16 protein-coding genes and 3 pseudogenes are annotated in these 20360 nt (G+C 46.5%); 11 read left to right on the top strand and 8 right to left on the bottom strand.

What is annotated here, in order from left to right:
* Positions 1-229 precede the first annotated feature (229 nt).
* Entirely contained in the window at positions 230-2749 is a 2520-nt protein-coding gene (locus tag ABRS97_RS05305; protein ID WP_367811855.1) for a phospholipase D-like domain-containing protein, read from the top strand.
* A gap of 279 nt (positions 2750-3028) precedes the next feature.
* Here ABRS97_RS05305 and ABRS97_RS05300 read toward each other — a convergent pair whose 3' ends face one another.
* Positions 3029-3418: a MerR family transcriptional regulator gene (locus tag ABRS97_RS05300; RefSeq protein WP_367811854.1), complete on the bottom strand. Its 390-nt coding sequence runs from the start codon at positions 3416-3418 to the stop codon at positions 3029-3031.
* 105 nt (positions 3419-3523) lie between these two features.
* Between ABRS97_RS05300 and ABRS97_RS05295 the strand changes: the two genes are divergently transcribed.
* Positions 3524-4408: an SDR family oxidoreductase gene (locus tag ABRS97_RS05295; RefSeq protein ID WP_367811853.1), complete on the top strand. Its 885-nt coding sequence runs from the start codon at positions 3524-3526 to the stop codon at positions 4406-4408.
* Positions 4409-4522: 114 nt separating this feature from the next.
* On the opposite strand, the pseudogene ABRS97_RS05290 reads toward ABRS97_RS05295, so the two are convergent.
* From ABRS97_RS05290 to ABRS97_RS05280, 3 pseudogenes are all read right to left on the bottom strand, one after another.
* Positions 4523-4810, bottom strand: a pseudogene (locus ABRS97_RS05290) (IS1595 family transposase); the annotation flags it as partial.
* 68 nt (positions 4811-4878) lie between these two features.
* Positions 4879-5910: pseudogene (locus ABRS97_RS05285) on the bottom strand (aldose epimerase family protein); the annotation flags it as partial.
* Positions 5911-5997: 87 nt separating this feature from the next.
* Positions 5998-6744 (bottom strand): annotated as a pseudogene (locus ABRS97_RS05280) (ThuA domain-containing protein); the annotation flags it as partial.
* 462 nt (positions 6745-7206) lie between these two features.
* Between ABRS97_RS05280 and ABRS97_RS05275 the strand changes: the two are divergent.
* From ABRS97_RS05275 to ABRS97_RS05260, 4 genes are read left to right on the top strand one after another with little or no spacing between them, the layout of a single operon-like run.
* Positions 7207-8634 (top strand): spore germination protein, encoded by a 1428-nt coding sequence (locus ABRS97_RS05275; protein WP_367811937.1) that lies wholly within the window; start codon positions 7207-7209, stop codon positions 8632-8634.
* 36 nt (positions 8635-8670) lie between these two features.
* Positions 8671-9843 (top strand): Ger(x)C family spore germination protein, encoded by a 1173-nt coding sequence (locus ABRS97_RS05270; RefSeq protein ID WP_367811852.1) that lies wholly within the window; start codon positions 8671-8673, stop codon positions 9841-9843.
* Between the two features lie 14 nt (positions 9844-9857).
* The gene (locus ABRS97_RS05265; RefSeq protein WP_367811851.1) at positions 9858-10100 is read left to right on the top strand and encodes a hypothetical protein; all 243 of its coding nucleotides are present in this window, start codon (positions 9858-9860) and stop codon (positions 10098-10100) included.
* Positions 10101-10139: 39 nt separating this feature from the next.
* Positions 10140-11231 (top strand): GerAB/ArcD/ProY family transporter, encoded by a 1092-nt coding sequence (locus ABRS97_RS05260; protein WP_367811850.1) that lies wholly within the window; start codon positions 10140-10142, stop codon positions 11229-11231.
* Between the two features lie 24 nt (positions 11232-11255).
* Here ABRS97_RS05260 and ABRS97_RS05255 read toward each other — a convergent pair whose 3' ends face one another.
* Together ABRS97_RS05255 and ABRS97_RS05250 are read right to left on the bottom strand one after the other, a co-directional pair.
* Positions 11256-11492 (bottom strand): helix-turn-helix domain-containing protein, encoded by a 237-nt coding sequence (locus ABRS97_RS05255; protein ID WP_367811849.1) that lies wholly within the window; start codon positions 11490-11492, stop codon positions 11256-11258.
* Positions 11493-11693: 201 nt separating this feature from the next.
* Positions 11694-11888, bottom strand: coding sequence for a hypothetical protein (locus tag ABRS97_RS05250; protein ID WP_367811848.1), 195 nt, complete (start codon positions 11886-11888; stop codon positions 11694-11696).
* Positions 11889-12136: 248 nt separating this feature from the next.
* Here ABRS97_RS05250 and ABRS97_RS05245 point away from each other — a divergent pair, with 248 nt between their 5' ends.
* The 3 genes from ABRS97_RS05245 to ABRS97_RS05235 all read left to right on the top strand — a co-directional run bounded on the left by ABRS97_RS05245 (position 12137) and on the right by ABRS97_RS05235 (position 13591).
* Complete coding sequence (locus tag ABRS97_RS05245; RefSeq protein ID WP_367811847.1) at positions 12137-12583, top strand: hypothetical protein; 447 nt, start codon at positions 12137-12139, stop codon at positions 12581-12583.
* 1 nt (position 12584) lies between these two features.
* Positions 12585-12809, top strand: a complete 225-nt coding sequence (locus ABRS97_RS05240) for a helix-turn-helix transcriptional regulator (protein WP_367811846.1) — start codon at positions 12585-12587, stop codon at positions 12807-12809.
* Between the two features lie 62 nt (positions 12810-12871).
* Positions 12872-13591 (top strand): DUF4386 domain-containing protein, encoded by a 720-nt coding sequence (locus tag ABRS97_RS05235; protein ID WP_367811845.1) that lies wholly within the window; start codon positions 12872-12874, stop codon positions 13589-13591.
* Between the two features lie 86 nt (positions 13592-13677).
* Here ABRS97_RS05235 and ABRS97_RS05230 read toward each other — a convergent pair whose 3' ends face one another.
* Entirely contained in the window at positions 13678-17058 is a 3381-nt protein-coding gene (locus ABRS97_RS05230; RefSeq protein WP_367811844.1) for a galactose-binding domain-containing protein, read from the bottom strand.
* Between the two features lie 446 nt (positions 17059-17504).
* Here ABRS97_RS05230 and ABRS97_RS05225 point away from each other — a divergent pair, with 446 nt between their 5' ends.
* Both ABRS97_RS05225 and ABRS97_RS05220 read left to right on the top strand, forming a co-directional pair.
* Positions 17505-18596 (top strand): hypothetical protein, encoded by a 1092-nt coding sequence (locus ABRS97_RS05225; RefSeq protein ID WP_367811843.1) that lies wholly within the window; start codon positions 17505-17507, stop codon positions 18594-18596.
* Positions 18597-18722: 126 nt separating this feature from the next.
* The gene (locus ABRS97_RS05220) at positions 18723-19370 is read left to right on the top strand and encodes a response regulator transcription factor (protein ID WP_367811842.1); all 648 of its coding nucleotides are present in this window, start codon (positions 18723-18725) and stop codon (positions 19368-19370) included.
* A gap of 96 nt (positions 19371-19466) precedes the next feature.
* Here ABRS97_RS05220 and ABRS97_RS05215 read toward each other — a convergent pair whose 3' ends face one another.
* A complete protein-coding gene (locus ABRS97_RS05215; RefSeq protein ID WP_367811841.1) occupies positions 19467-20324 on the bottom strand; it encodes a helix-turn-helix transcriptional regulator in 858 nt (285 codons plus the stop codon).
* Positions 20325-20360: the final 36 nt, after the last annotated feature.

Genomic DNA, 20360 nt, shown 5'->3' with positions numbered 1-20360 from the left:
TTATACTTTATACGATTCCATTACTTGGAAGTTGTGTTAAACTGTCCGTTACTTCAGTGAGGCCTCCGAAGATCCTCCGTTCCCACAATTAAGTGGAATTCCTTTGGCTGCCTTTACATAACCTTCATTACACTACACGTAAAATTCAAAATTCATTTATATTGTTTTTACATTTCCCGAATAAATGATTGTTACATTGATGAAGGGTTTATCCAAAAGGAGGGAAATCATGAAACATTTTACGAAGTTATTTTTGTCTGCTGCATTGCTGGCATCGTTGTTCTTCCCATCGCCGAAGATCAGTTTTGCAAGTCCGACCGACCACGTAATGATCACGGAGGTTTATTACGACACCAATTTGTCGGGTGAGCCCGAGGAGTATGTGGCCGTATCGAACCCGACGGCAGCAGCCGTCGATATCTCGAACTGGGCCATCACCAATGGCACGAACGCTGTGAAATTCCCGTCTCCAACTTCGATCGCAGCGGGCCAAACCCTCTACGTCACCAAAACGGCAAACAGCTTCAAGAGCGAAATGGTCACAATCGCGCCTGCATTCGAATACGGAAGCGACAGCGATCCGGCAGTTCCGCAAATGGTAGTTTCGGGTACCATTCCCGTGTTCGCCAATGCCGGAGGTCAAGTTCAGCTTAAGAACGGGAGCACCATCGTAGACGGGATTTTATACGGGAGCACTACTGCAACCTGCACCTGCTGGACCGGGTCCCCGATTCCGACCGTAGCGGCGGGTGTTATTATGGTTCGGGATCGCGTCGAATCGACGGGATTATGGGAAGAAACGGATAGCGCGGCGGACTGGAACGGGTTGCGCGTATATCAAGCTGGCCAATCGCGCTTCGATACTCCGACCTTCACTTATACGGGAGATGTCACGACGTATACGTCGCCCGATTCCAGCTATAACGCGGTCACCAATCTGTTTAACAGCGCGACGACCTCAATCGATTTGAACATCTATGAGTTTGAAAGTACCTATTTGCTGAATACCATCAAGCAGGCGATGGCTCGGGGCGTAAAAGTTCGGGTTTTCCTTGAAGGGCAACCTGTCGGCGGATTGACCGATCAAACCAAGTACGTAGCCCAGCAAATCGTAAACGCCGGAGGACAGGTACGGTTTATCATCAATGATACGGCGAACCAGCGCTTCAAAAGGTACCGGTTCGACCATGCCAAATATACAATCGTTGACGGCTCGAAAGCCATGCTTCAAAGCGAAAACTTCAAATCCACCGGAACGCCGACGACGAATTCCTACGGCAATCGCGGCTGGGGCATCATTATCAACAACGCCGGCTTTGCAAGCTACGTACAGAATGTTTTTAACTATGATTGGAACGTAAACTTTAAAGACAGCTTCCCGTATACGCCTGGCACCGCCTACGGCGAGCCGACGGCCGGATTTGTACCTGATACATCCAATCCTGCTGGGAGCTATCCGGTGCCGTTCACAAGCCAAACGATTACCGGAACGTTCAACGTAACGCCTGTATTCGCGCCGGATTCCACATTCCTTAAGGAAAAAGCTATCATCGGCACGATCCGCAATGCCCAGAAATCGCTTCATATTGAGCAGCTTTATATCCATAAGCATTGGGGCACAGCAACAACCGGAGATCCTGTGACGACGCCGGACATCTATTTGGAAGAAGTGATCAATGCAGCTCGCAGAGGCGTTGAAGTGCGCGTCATTCTGGACAGTGCCTTCCTCGATCCGACCGACTCTCGCGACAATCAGTTTACGGTCAAATATATCAACGATACGGCGGCAGTTGAAAAGCTTAATATGTCGGCGAAGCTTATGAACCTCACGGCCACGCACGTTGAGAAAGTGCATAACAAAGGCGTCATCGCCGACGGCAATAAGGTGCTCGTTTCCAGCATCAACTGGTCGCAAAATTCTCCAGAGAACAATCGCGAAGCCGGAGTCATCGTAGAAAATGCGAATGTCGGCGCTTTTTATGAAAAAGTGTTCAACTGGGATTGGAACGATGGAGTCGTTGCTAACAAAGCGCCCGTTGTGGTGAATCCGATTGCGAACCAAACGGCAACCGTTGGCGGTGGGAATGTAGTCGTCGATGCCACAAATACGTTCAGCGATCCCGACGGGGATGCTCTTACCTTAACTGCAACTTCGAGCAATACGGGAATCGCCACTGTTTCCGTCGCCGGAAAGATCTTTACCATCAGCCCGGTAGCTGCAGGAACGGCAACGATTACCGTGACGGCCAACGACGGCAGAGGCGGAACGGCAAGCAACAACTTTACCGTAACCGCCAATCCTGCTGCTCCGGTCGTCATTCTGAACGAAAACTTCGAGACCGGCTCGAAAACCGCATATGCCGCAGCCGATGTCGTATTGTCGTCCGGTTCTTGGAGATTCGATAACGCGCTTCTCGGTACTTTAACCACCGACCGTAAAAACGGTACTAAAGCTGCGAGAATTCAATCCGGCGGTTTTATCGCCATGACCTTCGACGTGGCAGGAGCGAAAACCGTGAAACTAAGCCACGCGAATTTCAGTGCCGATACGGGAGCAAACTGGAAGCTTCAAAAATCCACGGATGAGGGAGCAACTTGGACTGACGTGACCGGCCTAAACGCAAGCACATCGACACTGACGCAGCAAACGATCACTGTCAATTATTCCGGAAACGTCCGATTCAGAATTTATGTATCAGGAACGGCTGCCAATCGAATCAATATTGATGATTTCTCAATATCAAATTAAATAGCTCAGCTTTGAAGGGATGGACCTGATGGATGTCGTCAGGTTCTTCTTATTTACAAAATTAGAGCAATAACCGGATAACGATCTTTATTTCCCTTGATCAACCCCCATTGCGCTTTTAAAAAATAAGGCTATGTTAAATTCTAATGTTGATATTTGACCACAAGAAAACCGCCTTCGTTGAAAAGGCGGTTTATTTTATCGTACCCGATAGCTACATGGTTTAAGATCTTTGTTAATGCTCAACGGAGATCTTAACACGTTAGGATCGCTGTTTTATTATCTGTCCTCTTGTAGTTTATCTAAGTCCTCTAGATTTTTGAAAAAATTGATTTTAAGATCGATTTTCTTTAGCGTCTTTTCAAGTTCCTTCATTTGATCGATAACTTTCCGGCGATAGGCTTCCATAAATTCGCGTCGTGCTGTTATTGTAGAGACCTCAATATTTTGCAAGGCGATAAACTGCTGCATCTCCCGAATGGGCATCCCCATCGTTCGAAAGTAACTTAAAACTTGAAACCATGCGATATCAGACTCTGAATACAGACGATATCCATTTTCGTCCCGTTCTATACCGTCAACTAACCCAATTTGCTCATAGTATCGCAATGTGTGAATGCTTAATCCCGTCTCTTCAGAAACTTGTTTGCTCGAAAATTTGTTTTCCATATTTTTTATTATAGCATTGATTCGAACTATATTGCTATTGAGTGCACTCTATACTTTATCATTGCAAATGTAAGTAATGATTTTCATTTTAGGGAGGAATTCATTATGCGTGTTTTTGTTACCGGAGCAACTGGATTCATCGGATCTGCGGTTGTTCGCGATCTCATCGAGGCAGGTCATCAGGTTATCGGGCTTGCCCGCTCGGACACAGCCGCCGCAGCCTTGATGGCCGCTGGCGCCGACGTGCACCGCGGCGCCCTCGACGACCTCGACGTCCTACGCAGCGGCGCCCTAACAGCGGACGGCGTCATTCACCTGGCCTTCATTCACGACTTCTCGGACTTTGCTGCCGCTGCCGAGACCGACAGACAGGCGATCGAGGCGATCGGATCAGCGCTCGAGAGCTCCGACAAACCATTTGTGGTCACCTCGGGGACGCTCATGCTCACGCCTGGACGCCTCGGGACGGAAGATGACGAGCCGATCCCGGTTACGCCGCGTCGCTCCGAGGAGGCGGCGATCGCGCTAGCTAAGCGCGGGGTGCGATCATCGGTCGTCCGACTCGCACCGTCGGTGCACGGTCCGGGCGATCATGGCTTCGTCCCAGCGCTGATCGGCATTGCTCGCGACAAGGGCGTCTCTGCCTACATCGGAGACGGGTCCAACCGCTGGCCGGCCGTGCATCGCCTCGATGCGGCACGCCTGTTCCGGCTGGCGGTGGAAGCCGCCCCGGCGGGGTCACGGTTGCACGGGGTTGGTGATGAGGGTGTGCCATTCCGCGACATTGCCGGCATCATCGGTCGCCACCTGAACCTGCCGGTCGTAAGTATTTCCCGCGAAGAGGCAGACGCCCACTTCGGCTGGCTTTCCTTCGCCGCGTCGGCCGACAATCCGACGTCGAGCGCACTGACTCGGGAACGCCTGGGATGGCGGCCGGTGCAGCCCGCGCTGATCCCGGACCTCGAAGAAGGACACTACTTCAACGGCTGAACCGCCAAAAAAATGTGACACAGGACGATTTCCTGGTAATTGCCAGGGAATCGTCTTAACCGTATTCAAGTAAAATTACCAAATTGTTATTTAGTCCTAATTAAATTGTAAGGGTCAAAAGCACGATTTGACCAACATATTTTTCTTGTTCGATGCGGTATTCTCATATTCCTTGCTGTCTAAGTAACGAAACCACGCCAAGTAATTCTGCAAATACTTTGTTGCAACACCATTGAAGCGATCCATCCATTTCTTCAAGCGGCTGTGGTAGCTGTTTACGTTTTGGATATGGTACACGCCTTTCACACGTTGTTTTCCGTCGGAGTTGAAGCGGTAATGAGCCAAATCTTTTGAATTCGCATAGGAGCTAAATGCCCTTCATGAATCAGTGCATAGCACGTTTGAGTAATAGCCAAAAATAAAGAAGACGTTTATCCAAAGGATAAGCGTCCCCCTCATCTTACTAACCATTACACAACTGAAAACTTATACACGGATGTCTGCCTGTAAATTTGACCTGGAAGCAATTCCGTGCTAGGGAAATTGGGATGATTCGGAGCATCCGGATCATGCTGGGTCTCTAGACTGAGGCCACCATACTTTGGATATGCCTTCCCGCCTTTTCCGATATCACTTCCATCCAGGCCATTTCCTGAATAAAATTGAAGGGAAGGCTGCGTTGTGTAAACCTCCATCATACGACCTGAATACGGTTCGTAAACCCTGGCTGCGAAAGCGAGAGAAGGAGCAGTACGATTCAGCACATAATTGAAATCATAACCATTTCCTGCGATCTTCATCTGAGGGTCATGCGAATGAATCCGGGCACCTATAGCCATAGGATGAAGAAAGTCGAGCGGTGTACCGATGACACTTCTTACTTCTCCAGTCGGAATGTGATCCGACTTAACCGGCGTAAATTTGTTTGCGTTAATCGTAACAATATGCCCGAGGATATCCCCATTACCTGCGCCTGCCAGATTGTAATAGTTATGTTGGGACAGGTTCACTACGGTCTTCTTATCGGTTGTGGCTGTATAATCGACCCTTAACTCATTCTCAGCAGTCAGTGTATATACAAGTTTTACCGCAACCGTTCCCGGAAACCCTTCTTCGCCATCTTTACTCACATAGTGCAGCGCCACGCCCACAGCGTCATCTTGGTAGATTTCCTCAGCTGCCCAGACCCTCTTATTAAACCCCCGTTTCCCGCCATGCAGCGTATTCGCACCATCATTTACGGAGAGTTGATAAGTCACACCGTCAAGTGTAAAACGGCCGTTTGCAATGCGGTTCGCATACCTTCCAAGGGCTGCCCCGAAATACGGCTTATTTCCGGTTCGCAAATAATCTTCCAGCGTCCCATAGCCAAGGAGGACATCTTCCAAGTTCCCGTTTCGATCCGGCACTTTCAGGGTCAGCATAATGCCACCGTACGTCATAATGGACGCCTGCATGCCATTTTTATTAGTCAACGTATAGAGAAAAATAGAATCGCCATCCGGGGTTTTACCGAAATATTGCGTGGTGATGCTGCCAGGAGCCACATTCGCCTGAGTGGGCAAGTGACATTCCCCATGGTTCATGTTCTCAAGCGGCGCTGAGTGTCCAAATACAGGTTCCGCTCCATGCGGCGAGGCCGCCCAACGAACCGCATTCGCAATAACCCGTAAAATGTCTTTGTTATAGTATACAGGGTACTCTTCATGTCCTGGTTGGAAATAAAAAATTTTCCCGCGTCCGCGTTGATAAGCACACCCGCTTCGAATTACTTCCCCACCCTGAAACCAACCGATGAATACAAGTTCTTCCGGTGCTGGGATGTCAAAGAATTCTCCATACATTTCCTCTTGCTGCACCTCGAAATACTCGCCGATTCCCTCAGCTATTGGATGAGAGGGAGCGACTACCCACAATCTTTCCTTCCGGGCATCTTTTCGCCATTTCAGCTTACAGGTTGTCCCCATCAATTTCCGAAAAATTTTCGATCCATGTCCGGAATGTAAAACGATGAGTCCCATACCCTGCAGTACCCTTGTATGGATTCTATCAACGATCTCATCCGTCACCAACTCATGCGCCAAATGCCCCCACCAGATTAGAACATCCGTTTGGTTCAGCACGTCATTTGAAAGTCCGTGCTCCGGCTGGGAGAGTGTTGCTGTTCGTAGAAGAAACCCGTATTTCCCAATCCCCGCAGCAATCGCTTGATGAATGCCTTTCGGATAAATACGGGTAACCTGCGGGTCTGTTCGCTCATGGATAAATTCATTCCATATCGTCACATGTATCGGTTTCATCTCAAACATCGGCCCGGTTCCTATCCTTACTTTCATCCGTCGATCCCTCCAATCTAAGATAACTATATGAATATTCCTGATGGAAAACGACTGCTCTCGTTAATTTCATCTATCTCAAGGAGGAGTGCCCGCCATTTGCTTAATGCCGATCGGAACCGATAATCACGAATCCGGAACATGCCGGATGGGCCATGATCCAGTTACTTCATCGACAAATCCATACGGTCAAATCAGTTAGCTCAATTTCTTTGCTTTGGCCTTTCCCAAGTATGCTTTTCAAGATTTTGGAAAGCATAATATAACATTCAGGGAAGGGCGGGTCTTATGAACCTTTTCAAATGGTTATTAAAAAAACAAAATCGCGGCAAATTCCCGGTACATGAGGATTCCGACCATCATCTATCCCCCTTGGATAGAAAGATTCACGATCAATTGCCTGAATCTACGGTATCCACCAAAGCACCCATTTCTTCTCATTTGCCTGACAATCTGCAGCGGATGAAGGAAATCTTCGATCGTTGCAGCGATTTTTCCATCCACCAATGGCAATATGGGCCTTCCATGGAGTATGCTGCATTCTCGATCTATGCGGAATCACTCATTCAAGAAAAAGACCGTAACTTTTTCAAAGAATCGCTCCAGGATCTGGTAACCCATGTGGTTGGACCTGGAACGACGATTACTCCAGAGGATATTGACTATTACTTTAGCCGAAACGTGGCCTCAGCGCGAAGCGCGACACTGATCGAAGATTTCAACGAAACGATAAATCAAATCGTACTAGGGAATCTCGTGATCTTCATCGATCACTGGAACAAAGCCCTCAGTTACAACGCAATCGGCCTTGAAACCAGACAAGTCACGGAATCGGTCAACGAACCGGTTGTTCAAGGGCCGCGTGAGAGCACTGTTGAAAATTTATTGAAAAATATAGGCATGCTGCGTTTAAGATTAAAGACGCCCAATCTAAAGGTCGAAATGTTGGCGCCGTCAGGACAAACGAAAACAAAAGTTGCTTACAGTTATTTGGAAGGAACCGTCAATCCCGAGGTGTTAGCTGAATTTCAAAGACGAATAGCCAAGCTTCAACATCACGAAATACTAGAAACCTCATACATTGAAGAAATCATCGAGGATTCCGTCTATTCCCCTTTTCCACAGTGCCGATATACGGAAAGAACGGATGTCGCCGTTGCTTCCTTACTGGAAGGAAAAATCGTTGTATTGGTTGAAGGAACCGGCTCTCTTTTGGTATGTCCCGGTTTATTTATCGAGTTGCTCCAATCCAGTGAAGATTACTATCAAAGAACGGTCATTTCCAGTTTAATTCGTCTCTTACGATTCGTTGCCTTATTGATTGCTGTCTGCCTGCCCAGCGTCTACATTGCTTTTTCCACCTTCCATCCAGAATTAATACCAACGGTGCTCCTGCTCGCCATCATTAACTCCCGTGAAGGAATTCCATTCCCGGCTGTCATTGAAGCCTTCATTATGGAATTCTTCTTTGAATTGCTTCGGGAGGCCGGGATTCGTCTCCCTCGTCCTGTCGGATCTGCGGTGAGCATCGTCGGAGCGCTCGTTATCGGCGAGGCATCCATCAATGCCGGCATCGCCTCTCCGATTATGGTCATTATCGTTGCGCTTACCGGAATTGCTTCCTTTGCTATACCTCAATACAATTTCGCTATTGCGCTGCGCATTTTAAGGTTCCCTCTTATGTTGTTTGCTGCTTTCCTGGGCATTTTCGGCATTATGATTGCCTTTCTGCTCATCTGGCTGCACCTGGCAAATTTGCGCTCATTAGGTCAACCTTATTTGAGCCCCATTGGCCCCTTAATTCCGCGGCAGCTTAAAGATGTGATCGTTCGCGCTCCGCTTGGAAAATTAATGCGCTCGCCTCGTAATCGCGATATGGACAAGCCTTGAAATAACTAACATGTATTCGCAGGAGAGAACAAGGAGATGCAAAGACGAATATGGGTCATGTGCTTAAGCTTATTGGGGCTCTTTGTATTAAGTGGATGCTGGGACAGAGCCGAACTTCCAGAAAAAGGGTTCTCCATGGGGATTGCCCTGGATGAAGCCAGTGGCGGAGAAATCTCGCTGACTACACAAATATTCAAACCAACCCAAGGGGTCGGAATGATTGGCGGCAAATCTACCAATGAGTCTTTCACCAATGTGACTACGACAGACAGTACGTTGTCTAGAGCTATTCGCGATATTCCCATTAATCTGGGCCGAAAAACCCAGTGGAGCCACACCCGTTTAGTCATTATTGGAGAAAAACTGGCTCGGGAGCGTAACATCTTCAATATGCTCGAATTTCTATATCGAGATCACGAACCCCGATTAACGATATCCATCATGATCGCAGAGGGAAGAGCGGATTCCTATTTAAAAATGAAACCGATTATCGAAAACACGATCAGCCAACAGCTTTTCCAAAGTGAAAAAGCGACTGCCTCCAACAGTGCAAAAACGATTGATACCAATTTATTGAAGTTTGGTTTACAAATGAAAAGCGAGGTCGGCAACGCTGTTGTTCCCTATATTTATTTATCCAAAGACGCTCAGACAACGGTCACTAATATTGCCGGAATTGCGTTAATTAAAGGTGGAAAATATGTTGCTAGAATGGCGCCGGAGATGGTTGAAAGCTTACAAATGATGCTCAACAACTACCATAGCGGTATGATCGATATTCCATGCAGGAATCCAGTCAATCCGAAACAACCGATGGAGGCTGTGGAAATCGTCGCCCTTAAAGGTAAATGGAAGCCTACTTCGATGGAGGAGGATGCGCTGAAAGTTCATGTCAAGATCAGTATGGATGTAGCTGTTGTGGAGCTGAGCTGCTCCAAATTGGAAACGGTGGATGATGAAAAGAAGTTTGCAGAAAATATTGAAATGACGATTAAACAGCGCCTTACAGAAACAACCGATTGGTTAAAAAAGAAGAAATTCGATGCCATAGGTGTAGGCAACAAAGTGTATCAGAAAAATCCTTCCTTGTGGAAGCAGTGGAAACCAACCTGGAATGACCGATTTGCCGAAAGCGAGTTCGATATCGATGTTGAGGTCAGGGTCATCAACAGCGGAACTACAATCAGCAAGCCTATTTATACTAAATAAAAAGGACAGAAACGATGTCGGGAAAAATGATATTGCTGCTGCTAATTTATGCGGCCATTTCGCTCGTGGATGTATCCAGACTAAAAAAGCTGGGGCGCCGTGAAATCATGGCTTATACAGCCATTATGCTGGTTACCGTATACCTAAGTCTCAATTATATATACAACTTAAAATGGCCTTTTTTAGGAGATTTCGCCTATTTCTTGCTTGGCAAATGGGCTCAACGCATCGTTGAGTTTTTGAAGGTTCCCACTTAATTTCAACCGAAACTCTGTTACTGTGGGGGAGGGGGCAGCATGAAAACAAAAGAGCAAATCAGCTCATCGCAGATGGCCATCTTATTTTTTTCTTTTATTACAGGGTCTTCCATCGTTAACATTCCAGGACCTTTAATTGGGTACGCCAAAAACGGAGCATGGGTTTCCTTATTGCTGTCTATGTGTGCGGGCATGTTTCTGCTATCCTGTATCCTGTATTTGTACCAAAAATTCCCCGACCTGACTTTCATCGAATACAGCAGGACATTGGTCGGCAATGTAGCTACGATGCTTCTCGCCGTACCTTTTATTTCTTTTCAATTTCATATGACATCCGGGATCGTTCTGGATATCGGCTTATTTATGACCAGCTCCATGATGCGACAGACCCCACTGTATTTATTTCTACTCTCTGTCTTCGTGGTTACCGCACTTACGGTGCGCTCCGGGATTGAAACAATGGCTCGAATGGTCATCGTTCCGATTATTGGCGTCCTCTTTTTTATCTTGCTTATTCTTATTTTGTCCTTCAATAATTATGAAATGGATCATCTGTTTCCCATTATGCCCGATGGTTTCAAACCCATTATTCTCGGCGCTTATTTCTCTTTCGGGTTTCCCTATGGTGAACTTGTGCTGATGGGCATGCTTCTTCCTTATGTACGCAAGGATGAGCAACCCTATGTCAAGAAAGGCATGTTTCTTGCCTTGTTTGTAAACGGCTTTTTTTTAATCGCTGTGACAATTTCTACGATTCTAGTCTTCGGTCCATTGGCGGGCGAACGCAAATATTCGATGTTTGAGGTGGCCAGAATTATTGACCTCCTTGAAGTTATTCAAAGAATTGAATCGCTCATCGGCATTTCATTAATCATGACCGGCTTTTTCAAGGCAACTATTATGCTATTAATATTAAATTTAACATTCGTAAAATTGTTCAAGCTTCAGGACGAACGAATCCTGATCTTTCCCCTGGCACTGGTCTGCTATCTTTTTGCTTTGCTTCAAATCGATAAGGGAGCAGCGCATTGGATTTATGCCGTATCGGTCATTCATCCGATCTGGGTTGTACTTGTTTTCTTATTCCCTTTGCTTATCCTCACTATGGTTGCGGTCATAAGGAAAAGGTAGACAATAAGAGCATCTGAACGCAATTTACGTCAGCTCAATCCGAAATAACTCCTCGATTTCTCTTTCAAGCAAATCGCTTAACTTCTTGGCAGTCGCGGGTCCTACCGATTTCACGGAACGTTCCAGTAAGGAGATATAAGCATGACTTAAGCCTGAGTGCTTGGCCAACTCTCTCTGGGAGTACCCTTTAATAATTCGGGCTTTAATAAATACATCCGTCTTCGCCGTTATTCTCATATCCCCGTTCCCCTCCGTTCTCATATTGTTCCCCTCTTGTTCATTATACGCATTACTTTTTACTATTGCAACCATTTTTGTTTACCATAGTATACACTAGTGAATTCTAGGTGCTTTACATATCTCTGAGTCGGCTCATCATAGGTACTCGACGGCTGTTATCGATCATTACTGCTCGTTCAGATTAGTAAAGGCCGCCGGCATGTTCGGCAGCCTTTGAAAGTGTTAATTGAACAACCGTTTCTCGTTAAAACAACAACCGACAGTTGTAATTGTCATTAACAATAGCGCCAAATGCCGTTTGACCTCTTGCGATGCGCTTACGCCTGACACAACAATATTTGATGTTCCAAGGGTATACCTCACCTGTTCCCGTGCGACCTCTTTACCTGTAATACCCAACCAATTATCGAATCGCATTGTAGTTTCCTCTAGATTGCCAACGGCTACGATAATCGCTTAGATCCCCATCACTCCGTTGGGGTGAACTGTAAACGATCCTTCCGGTACGCGTAGCACACGAGGTGTCTCGTCTGATATGCGAAACGGTAAATCGCTACCATCCGGAAATTATGTATAATAAACTTGACTTTTTGAATGGTTTTAATTACATTATGTATATAATACTAATCTTTATGTAAAATAGACCGTGCAAGGGAGTGTAAACCATGACTTATCAAGAAAAGAAAAGCATCGTATCGTTGGTCAGCGCTATTCTCATTTTCGGAACTTTTTGTTTGTACATGTACCCCCAGTATCCCGACGGGGGGCTGGAGTCGACCGAAACCTTTCGCTATTGGGGTTCCTTCGTCCTCATCTTGACTTTGGTTTCCATAGTCGCGCACATCATGATCAGCATTATTTTTAACATCATCTTTAGAATTACGACGAGAGAAAAGGAACCAACATTTGCGGATGAACTGGATAAGCTAATTGACTTGAAAGCGAACCGAATTTCTTTTTTTGTGTTTATCGTAGGCTTTCTTCTTGCAATGGGATCGCTGATCATCTATCAGCCGTCACAGGTGATGTTCATTATCCTGATCGCTTCAGGATTCCTCTCCGATGTGACCGGCTCCGTTACGAAACTTTATCACTATCGGAGAGGAGTCTAACATGGGCAAACATCTTGTCGGCAATCACATCCGTAAATTACGATTCAACTACGACGAAATGACGCAGCAGCAATTGGCTGACAAGGTTGGCGTAACAAGGCAAACAATCGTAGCCCTGGAAAAGGGAAACTATTCTCCGTCTCTGGAACTGGCCTTTCGCATTGCTCTTGCCTTCAACTTACCTTTGGAAGAGGTATTCTTTTATGGGGATAACACAAAGCTGTAAGAGCTACGATTGTTTTTTGCTTTACCGTTTATGAATTTATTTGAAAGAAGGAGATACAAACAATGAATTCAAACAAAAAAGCTGAAAAAATTGTGGGCGTACTGTTTATACTTGCAGCCATTACGGCAATAATTGGCCTTATTTTATACAATCCTATCCTAAAAGGTCCCGATTACCTGATTAAAGGTTCTGAACATGGCAACCAGGTGATACTGGGAGCGCTTATGGAGTTAATTCTTGTCATTTCAGCGGTTGGTACTGCAACTACAATGTTTCCATTTTTAAGAAAGTATAATGAAACTATAGCTCTTTGGCATGTTTGCTTCCGGTTTCTTGAAGCGGTTATCATCACTGTTGGTGTAATCAGCGTACTGTCCCTATTGACTTTAAGCCGGGAATTTGTAGCAGCAGGAGCCCCGGGTACCGCCTCTTTTCAAGTTTCAGGTACTTTATTAAAAGCAGTCCATGACTGGACATTTTTGCTTGGCCCCAATTTCATGCTGGGTATAAACACGATGATGTACAGTTATATCTTTTATAAATCCAAGCTCGTACCCAGATTTATACCCATCTTGGGTATGACAGGGGCAGCACTTGTTTTTATTTGTGCCTTGTTAGTCATGTTCGGTGTCATTCAACAAGTTTCTGTTTTGGGTGCTATTCTGGCGCTGCCAGTAGCAGCGAATGAATTAATTTTAGCCGTATGGCTCATCGTTAAAGGCTTCAATGAATCTGCGCTTGCTTCCCTGTCTGCAAATAAGAAAGTAACGAGACATATCTAATTGAATTCCAGGGTACGCTCCTTTGGCTAAAAAAGGCTTCAGGCGGAGAGCTTAGAAAAACGCTCCCCGCCTGCTCCTTTGATTGCTTACTGAATTGTCAAGTTAAATCCAGGTTGGATGTAATATAGACCAGGGTAAGCGATGTTATTGGTCGTCAAGCCCGTGAACGTTGCAGAGCCATTACCTGTATAACTGTAGATAGCCGCACCCTTGTGTTGTCCGGAGAACCGCGAGGTTGTTACCCCATCAAGACCGGTACCATCAATATTGATGTTGTTAAAAGCGATGTTCTGGAATCCGCCCGCGTATCCAAACTGAATCGCATCGCGCTGGGTGTTGATGATGCTGATGTTGGAAATGGTTACGTTCTTGATGGCGTCGTTGGAAGCTTCCAGGTCGATTGCACCGCGTTCTCCATTGTAGAGGTCTTGGCTTGTGCCTGTATTGATGAGGGTATTATCCGAGAATACAATGCCGGTATTGTTTTGGAAATGGTATCCTGGGAATACGGTGTTCATCCTGAAACCGGAACCGCCTACCGTGTCGACGATCAAGTTGTTGGTAGCTTTGTGTCCGCTGCCGCCGAAGAATGCGATACCGCCTGCACGCCAGTTATCCTCGATGGTGTTGTAGGAGAAGGTGTTGTTTACACCAGCTGTTGCGCCATTGGTATCACTGGTCCATACGGCAAGCGCATCGTCCCCGTTGTTCCGCAAACTGGTATTGCGCACCGTCGAATTGCTGGTTCCTTGAGCAAAGTTGATCCCGTCAGCAAGGTTATTTCTGACACGGCTGTTCTCAATGACCAACCCCTCAGCATGAATGGCTGGAGTATGTGCATAGTCAGCTACCCAGAAACCGCATTCAAAGTGCTCTACCCAGATTTCATGCACCTTGGAGTTGGTTCCAAAATTGTCCATAAAGCCTTTGTAGATTGCATTTTGATTATAACGCGAACGCAAATTCGAATTGAGATAGATATTGCTGAAATCAAGCTTGCCGCTGATACGGAGCGAGATTCCGCCTCCCGCAGCATTCGGGTTGGTAAACTGGAGATTCGTATACCAAATACCCGCACCCGTAATCGTAATGTTATTGATCATATTGCTAGCAGAGCCGATTTGCCACATATTAGCCAAGTTGAACGTTCCTTCTGGAATGTACATGGTCTTACCTGTTGAAACAGCTGCACTGACAGTAGCGTTAAATGCCTCCAGATCGTCCTGACCATCGTTCGCAATAGCGCCGTAATCTGTTACAGAGACGGAGTTGGCCGGACGGGAGACAGCATCCGGGACTTTCTCGATTTCAAGGAAGTCAACCCCATATTCTAGACTATCGCCATTGCTCTTCACGATACGAATCTTGTCACCGCCCTGGAGGGCTGTATCGAGTTTAAAGTGTACTTCATCAAAACGGAAGAGCGGGCGACCGCCGCCTGGAGCATCCGCAGGCATATCACCGGAGAAATACTGCCAGCTGTAATAGGATGTCAATGAAACTGTTTTGGCTTTGGCACCATTCACGTAAACGTCAAGAGAACCGTTCAATCCCATGCCATTACTCGAATCAGGCATGGTGAATCTCATGGTCACACCCGTACCGCCTTCGCCGGCCCTGACAGACCATTCGGCGTAGGAGCCGTTCGAAGGAAGTGCCACATAACTTTGACTTGAAGCTTCCGAAGCAATCAGCGATTGATCGAATGTCGGAGCGGACTTCACGGAAGCACCGCCGCCGATGGCAGCATCTTGAGTATCATAGCGGGTATACGGCATGCTTGCACCGCGAGCGGCATACACGACCAGAGCTGCTGTACTTGTGTTGTTGCCTTGCTTCATACTGACTTCGTTCGTATCCGCTGCTATGGTTGTGGTTACACTGTAACTGCCATTTACGGCAGTCCATGTGCCAGAGATGTTGACTGTGGCAGATGCTCCCGCAGCCAAGGCGCCATCATAAGACCCGTTGAATGTTTGAATGGTTGTACCGCTTGCGTTCTTAAGAGCTACTGTCAATCCATGGGAACCGCTTGCAGAAGCAATAGTTCCTTGGTTTTTAAGGTTTACACTGAAGCTTACTGCACTGTTGGCAACTGGATTACTTGGGGACCAGGAAACTGTTCCTACCAAATCGGAGCTGGAAACCGGGGCAACGGTCAGCGAGCTCGAACTGGTGTAGGTATTGTTGGTTTCGTTTTGCTCAACTACCGAGTCAGCTTCATCTACTTTTGCCGTAATCGTATAAGTTCCGGCATCTTTAGCGCCAATACTTGCCGATACCGTTGTGGAAGCACCTGCAGCCAAAGCGCCTACTGAAGCGGTACCAATCGCAGTTGTGCCGATATAGAAGTTAACATTTGTAGCTGCGGAAGCAGCATTGCCAACATTTTTGACTGTCGCATTTAAAGTGATGGGATTCGTTTCAATTGGGGAAACCGGACTCCATGATGTCGCTGTAACTGTTAAGTCTGGATTGGGAGCAGAGGTACCTATTACTTGGAATTCAGCAACTTGACCGGCGCCGGCACCTGTGTTCGCAGTGAATTTCAATTGTATGTCACTAGCTGTTGCTGTCATTGGAATCGTTACGGTGTTCCCGGACGCAGGATTGAACGTATAGTTTGCAGACGGAACTATTGTTGTAAATGTTGAAGAGTTTTGCTTGTGACCCAGCACCTCAAAAGTTTGAGTACGCGTTCCCCAAATGCTGTCAGGGTTCAACTTCAGTACGATGGAACTGATGCTGGCATCAGCGCCAAGGCTTACCGCCAACGTGTTCGGGTAGCTGCCGCCTGCGCCTTCCCAGTACGTCGAAGTGCTCCCGTCATTTGCATTTGTTGCGATGAACGAGTTCACCGTGGAAGAAGCCACGATTGGTTTGTTTAGCGCTATGTTAGTCCCTGTGCCTGGCGTTGGAGATGGTGTAGGTGTAGGCGTTGTTGAAGGGCTGCCGTATACTTCAATCTCGGATAATTGAGCTGCAGGCCATCCGCTGTTGGCAGTAACAGTTACCTTTAAGTAGCGTGTACTTGCTGCCGTAAAGTTGATGGTCACGGAGTTTCCGCTAGCAGGGTCGAATGTGTAAGCAGCAGAATTAGAAAGTGTTGTGTAAGTGGAATCATCCGTGCTTCCCTGAATGGACAATGTTTGTGTCCTGGAACCCCAGCCTGCGGGCAGCTTCAGGACAACTTGATTGACTGTGTCAGCGTTCCCAAGGTCAACGCGAGCCCACTGCGGGAGTGCATGGTTGGTGCTTTCCCAGTACGTTCCTTGATTGCTGTCTGTAAGATTGCTTTCAACATATACATCAGCGTGACCGCTGGCTGTAGCCGATTTGCCTGCTGCAAGGTTCGTAGCCGCCAGTGAGTTTGCAGGAACTAGCATCAATTGAGCGAAAATCAAAGTGAATGCAAGAAAACAAAGAACAACTGGATTTTTCTTAGAAAAAGACCTTTTTACATCCATTATTTAAGCCTCCTGATAAATAATTTATAGAAATAACCTTTAATCCGTAGACATTATTCGTCTATGCCATCTTTCGAATCCTCCTCCTCACACGAAATGTGTTTGCATCGCTTCCCACCCTATTCCCTCTTATCACCTCCTTATTCAAATATGGTAAGCGCTTACGAAATGCAAATATGTGGTATTGCTTTGTTTTATTATATGGAATCCATATATTCCCACCTACTCTTCTAATGACTTATATTGTTACATTTGTGACATCATCCCGTATTTCATTAGACTGATGGGCAATCGCTGGTAAAACTATCCTTTTTGTCACAATCCTATCAATTCATGCCACAAAATTGGTAGGGAGCGCTTTTAAACAAACCTATAATGTATCCATAGTTGGAAAATCCCCCTCGCAAATCAACGATCAGGTAAATAAGTAGCAAGGAGTGAGTAGGTTGAAAAGCCCATTGTTGCAGGAATATTACACTCGGAGGGACGGCACAGCAGATGAATTCACAACGCTTCTCAGCTGTTTTCAAGCAGGTCTGTATTTTAATCTGAAAATGAAAAAGGGCATACATAGTCCTTATGAGTTATTTGTCACCGATCCGTCCTTTTGCATCGATCTGGGACATGACGGCTCCTTTCGAGATGTCAATGCCGTGCAGAGATGGACTTGTTTCGAAGTGTTTCGAACCAAAGATACAACGGGCAAAGGCATTGAAGCTTTACAAGAAATAGAAAAACTGCTGGATCAAGGCGAAATTCTCTTGCTTGATACACATTCCACGAGAATCCCATTTTTCGAAAGCTTTCAATCGCTGGACTCCCATTTTGATCCAAATGTGCATATCACGCCATACAATCATCTGTTTGTCGCTATCGGCCATACGGACAACCATTTGATCTACGTAGAATCTCCTCACTTGCTCAATCGAAATCATATGCCTTATGAAAACAGCAAGTGCGTCGGCGTGATTAGCAAAGATACCCTTTTGCATGCGCTCAATTGCTTTGCCATTTATCGTCAAGTCGTGATTCATGAAGATGGCCTGAATGCTGAGAATGATGTGCGCAGGGTCGTTGAAACGCTCTGTTCGTATGATGCGAATCAAAGACTGCCCTCCATTTCGAATCCCGATTCTGTCCGTTATTTCGGAAACGAAGCGCTAGGGAAACTTGTACAATGTATTCGGCAGGGGCTGCTTCCCATTGGCAAGCGCTCCGTGTTGCATCCAACCATATACGAAGGAGAGGTGCTGCTCTGGAAATTCCGCAACATTCGGCAGCAATATTCAATTCTATATCGCTGTCTAGAAAGAAACACAGATCTGTTCGGTGATCATGCTCTCGGCCTGCTCAGCGCCATGAAGAAGTACATGGATCTGCTCGAGATGCTGGAAAATAAACTTCGAATCATGCAGAAACGGAACTTGTACCATTGCACAGGTTTGCCGGAGCTGTTCGAGAACATGGAAGAAAGCGGTAAACAATTCGCTCAGGAACTAGCTGGTTGGCTGGAACGCCGCAAACATCAAGAAGGATAGATAGAATTAGCTGGCGTACTGGCTTGTTTACGTCAGCTTTTTGTTGTGCGGTTGAAAAGGCAAAGCGGGGTAAATATTCATCAAAAGAATGGTTGATCCGTATCCGTTTAATGAGGGGGAAAGGCTATGGTGAAAGTCATTATAGCGGATCATCAGAGGCTTGTGTGCGAAGGCATTAAATTTATCTTGGAAAAGGATGATGACATTCAGCTTGAAGGCTGTGCGGTGAACGAAGAGGAGGCGCTGCTGCTTTGTCAACAGTTCGAGCCTGATGTGATGATTATGGATATTCATTGTTCCAAAGGAGACCTGTTGGATCTGGTTTCTCAAGTGTTTGGGCACTTTTCATCGATGAATATCATTATTTTGGCTAGTACCTGGGATGCACATGCGGTTTTTAAAGCTGTTAACAGCGGTGTAAGCGGATACTTGCCTAAAAGCATTCACCCCAGTGAATTAATCATGTCAGTTAAGAGTGCAGCGCTTGGGCTTCGAGTCTGGCATAAAGATATGCCTTTAGAAATATTCAGCTGTTCTATGTCCCGTCAAGCGGGTATAGGGAAAAACCCTCTTTTGCAACATGCAGCGATTACAGACCGAGAAATCCGAATCATGAAGCATGTGGCGGAAGGCAAAGAGAATCGCGAGATCGCCGCAAGTATGTTTATGTCCGTGGGAACCGTGAAAAATGCCATTTCACATTTATTGAAAAAGTTGGGACTGAGGGACCGCATCGAACTGGTTATTTTTACGCTTAAAAACGATTTAATCTGATCGTTCTATCCATATTCCACAACGAAACTACTTGCGATTCTACTTTATGGATCGCCGCCGGAAATTCAGAAATGCCAGGCATACGGAATCCCTCCGTTACCTGGCGTTTTCCTTATCGATGAGCCGGCTCATCAATTGTCTCATTTTCACATCGGTATCCGAACCGACGGACGGCGTATACACGCTGCATCTGAGGTCGTTTCTCCCCTGAACCTGCAAGGTTGTCAAATCGAACAGCATTTTTCCGACCTTGGCATGCCGAAATTCAATAAAAACCTCCGGCGCTGAACTAACATCGCTTTGATTCCAGAAATCGGGGAAATCCGCATTTCTCTCCCCCAGCTTCTCAATAAATTCACTATACCAGTTGTCACCTAAATATTGGCCGTAGTAGGAACGGAACATCGCGAGAAAGCCCTTAACAAAATCGCTCCAATTAACGGCCAGCGCTTTCAGTTCTTTCCGTGTAAATAACAGCCAAATCATGTTGCGTTCCTCTAAGGGGATTTTCTCAAAATCAAGAAAAACACCCGCTGCTGCTGGATTCCAGCCTACAATATTGCATCTTCGATCGGAAATAATCGTGGGACAATCACGCAGCTCGGCAAGAATCCGGCTGAGCGCGGGACTAATCGTTGGCGCGCTGTTCACAACGGCGGTAGGGGCGGGCTGCTCAAGCGCCAGCATGAATAAATATTGCCGCTCATCTTCATTCAACTGGAGAGCAATTGCAATGCGATCTAAAACCTGAACGGACATTTTAATGGTCCGGCCCTGTTCCAGCCATGTATACCATGTCGTGCTAACGCCTGCGATCGCCGCGACTTCTTCTCGCCGCAGTCCTGGCGTCCTCCTCCTGCTTCCCGTCAGCAGTCCCGCTTCACCAGGTTGAATTTTGGCACGGTGCATCGTCAAAAATTCAGACAAGGCTTGCAATCTTTCCTTCGTTCTCACTGTAAACCCCTCCCTTCTTCTTCATCCTAGAAGATA

The organism is Paenibacillus tabacirhizosphaerae, assembly GCF_040812395.1.
GTDB lineage: Bacteria > Bacillota > Bacilli > Paenibacillales > NBRC-103111 > Paenibacillus_E.
The sequence above is the reverse complement of the archived record's forward strand: the minus strand, read 5'-3'. Positions and strand labels throughout refer to the sequence as shown.

Excerpts from the sequence above, each read along its gene's own strand:
- ABRS97_RS05305 (WP_367811855.1), top strand. The coding sequence starts at position 230 with ATGAAACATTTTACGAAGTTATTTTTGTCTGCTGCATTGCTGGCATCG.
- ABRS97_RS05300 (WP_367811854.1), bottom strand. The coding sequence starts at position 3,418 with ATGGAAAACAAATTTTCGAGCAAACAAGTTTCTGAAGAGACGGGATTA.
- ABRS97_RS05295 (WP_367811853.1), top strand. The coding sequence starts at position 3,524 with ATGCGTGTTTTTGTTACCGGAGCAACTGGATTCATCGGATCTGCGGTT.
- ABRS97_RS05275 (WP_367811937.1), top strand. The coding sequence starts at position 7,207 with ATGAAGGAAATCTTCGATCGTTGCAGCGATTTTTCCATCCACCAATGG.
- ABRS97_RS05270 (WP_367811852.1), top strand. The coding sequence starts at position 8,671 with ATGCAAAGACGAATATGGGTCATGTGCTTAAGCTTATTGGGGCTCTTT.
- ABRS97_RS05265 (WP_367811851.1), top strand. The coding sequence starts at position 9,858 with ATGTCGGGAAAAATGATATTGCTGCTGCTAATTTATGCGGCCATTTCG.
- ABRS97_RS05260 (WP_367811850.1), top strand. The coding sequence starts at position 10,140 with ATGAAAACAAAAGAGCAAATCAGCTCATCGCAGATGGCCATCTTATTT.
- ABRS97_RS05255 (WP_367811849.1), bottom strand. The coding sequence starts at position 11,492 with ATGAGAACGGAGGGGAACGGGGATATGAGAATAACGGCGAAGACGGAT.
- ABRS97_RS05250 (WP_367811848.1), bottom strand. The coding sequence starts at position 11,888 with ATGCGATTCGATAATTGGTTGGGTATTACAGGTAAAGAGGTCGCACGG.
- ABRS97_RS05245 (WP_367811847.1), top strand. The coding sequence starts at position 12,137 with ATGACTTATCAAGAAAAGAAAAGCATCGTATCGTTGGTCAGCGCTATT.
- ABRS97_RS05240 (WP_367811846.1), top strand. The coding sequence starts at position 12,585 with ATGGGCAAACATCTTGTCGGCAATCACATCCGTAAATTACGATTCAAC.
- ABRS97_RS05235 (WP_367811845.1), top strand. The coding sequence starts at position 12,872 with ATGAATTCAAACAAAAAAGCTGAAAAAATTGTGGGCGTACTGTTTATA.
- ABRS97_RS05230 (WP_367811844.1), bottom strand. The coding sequence starts at position 17,058 with ATGGATGTAAAAAGGTCTTTTTCTAAGAAAAATCCAGTTGTTCTTTGT.
- ABRS97_RS05220 (WP_367811842.1), top strand. The coding sequence starts at position 18,723 with ATGGTGAAAGTCATTATAGCGGATCATCAGAGGCTTGTGTGCGAAGGC.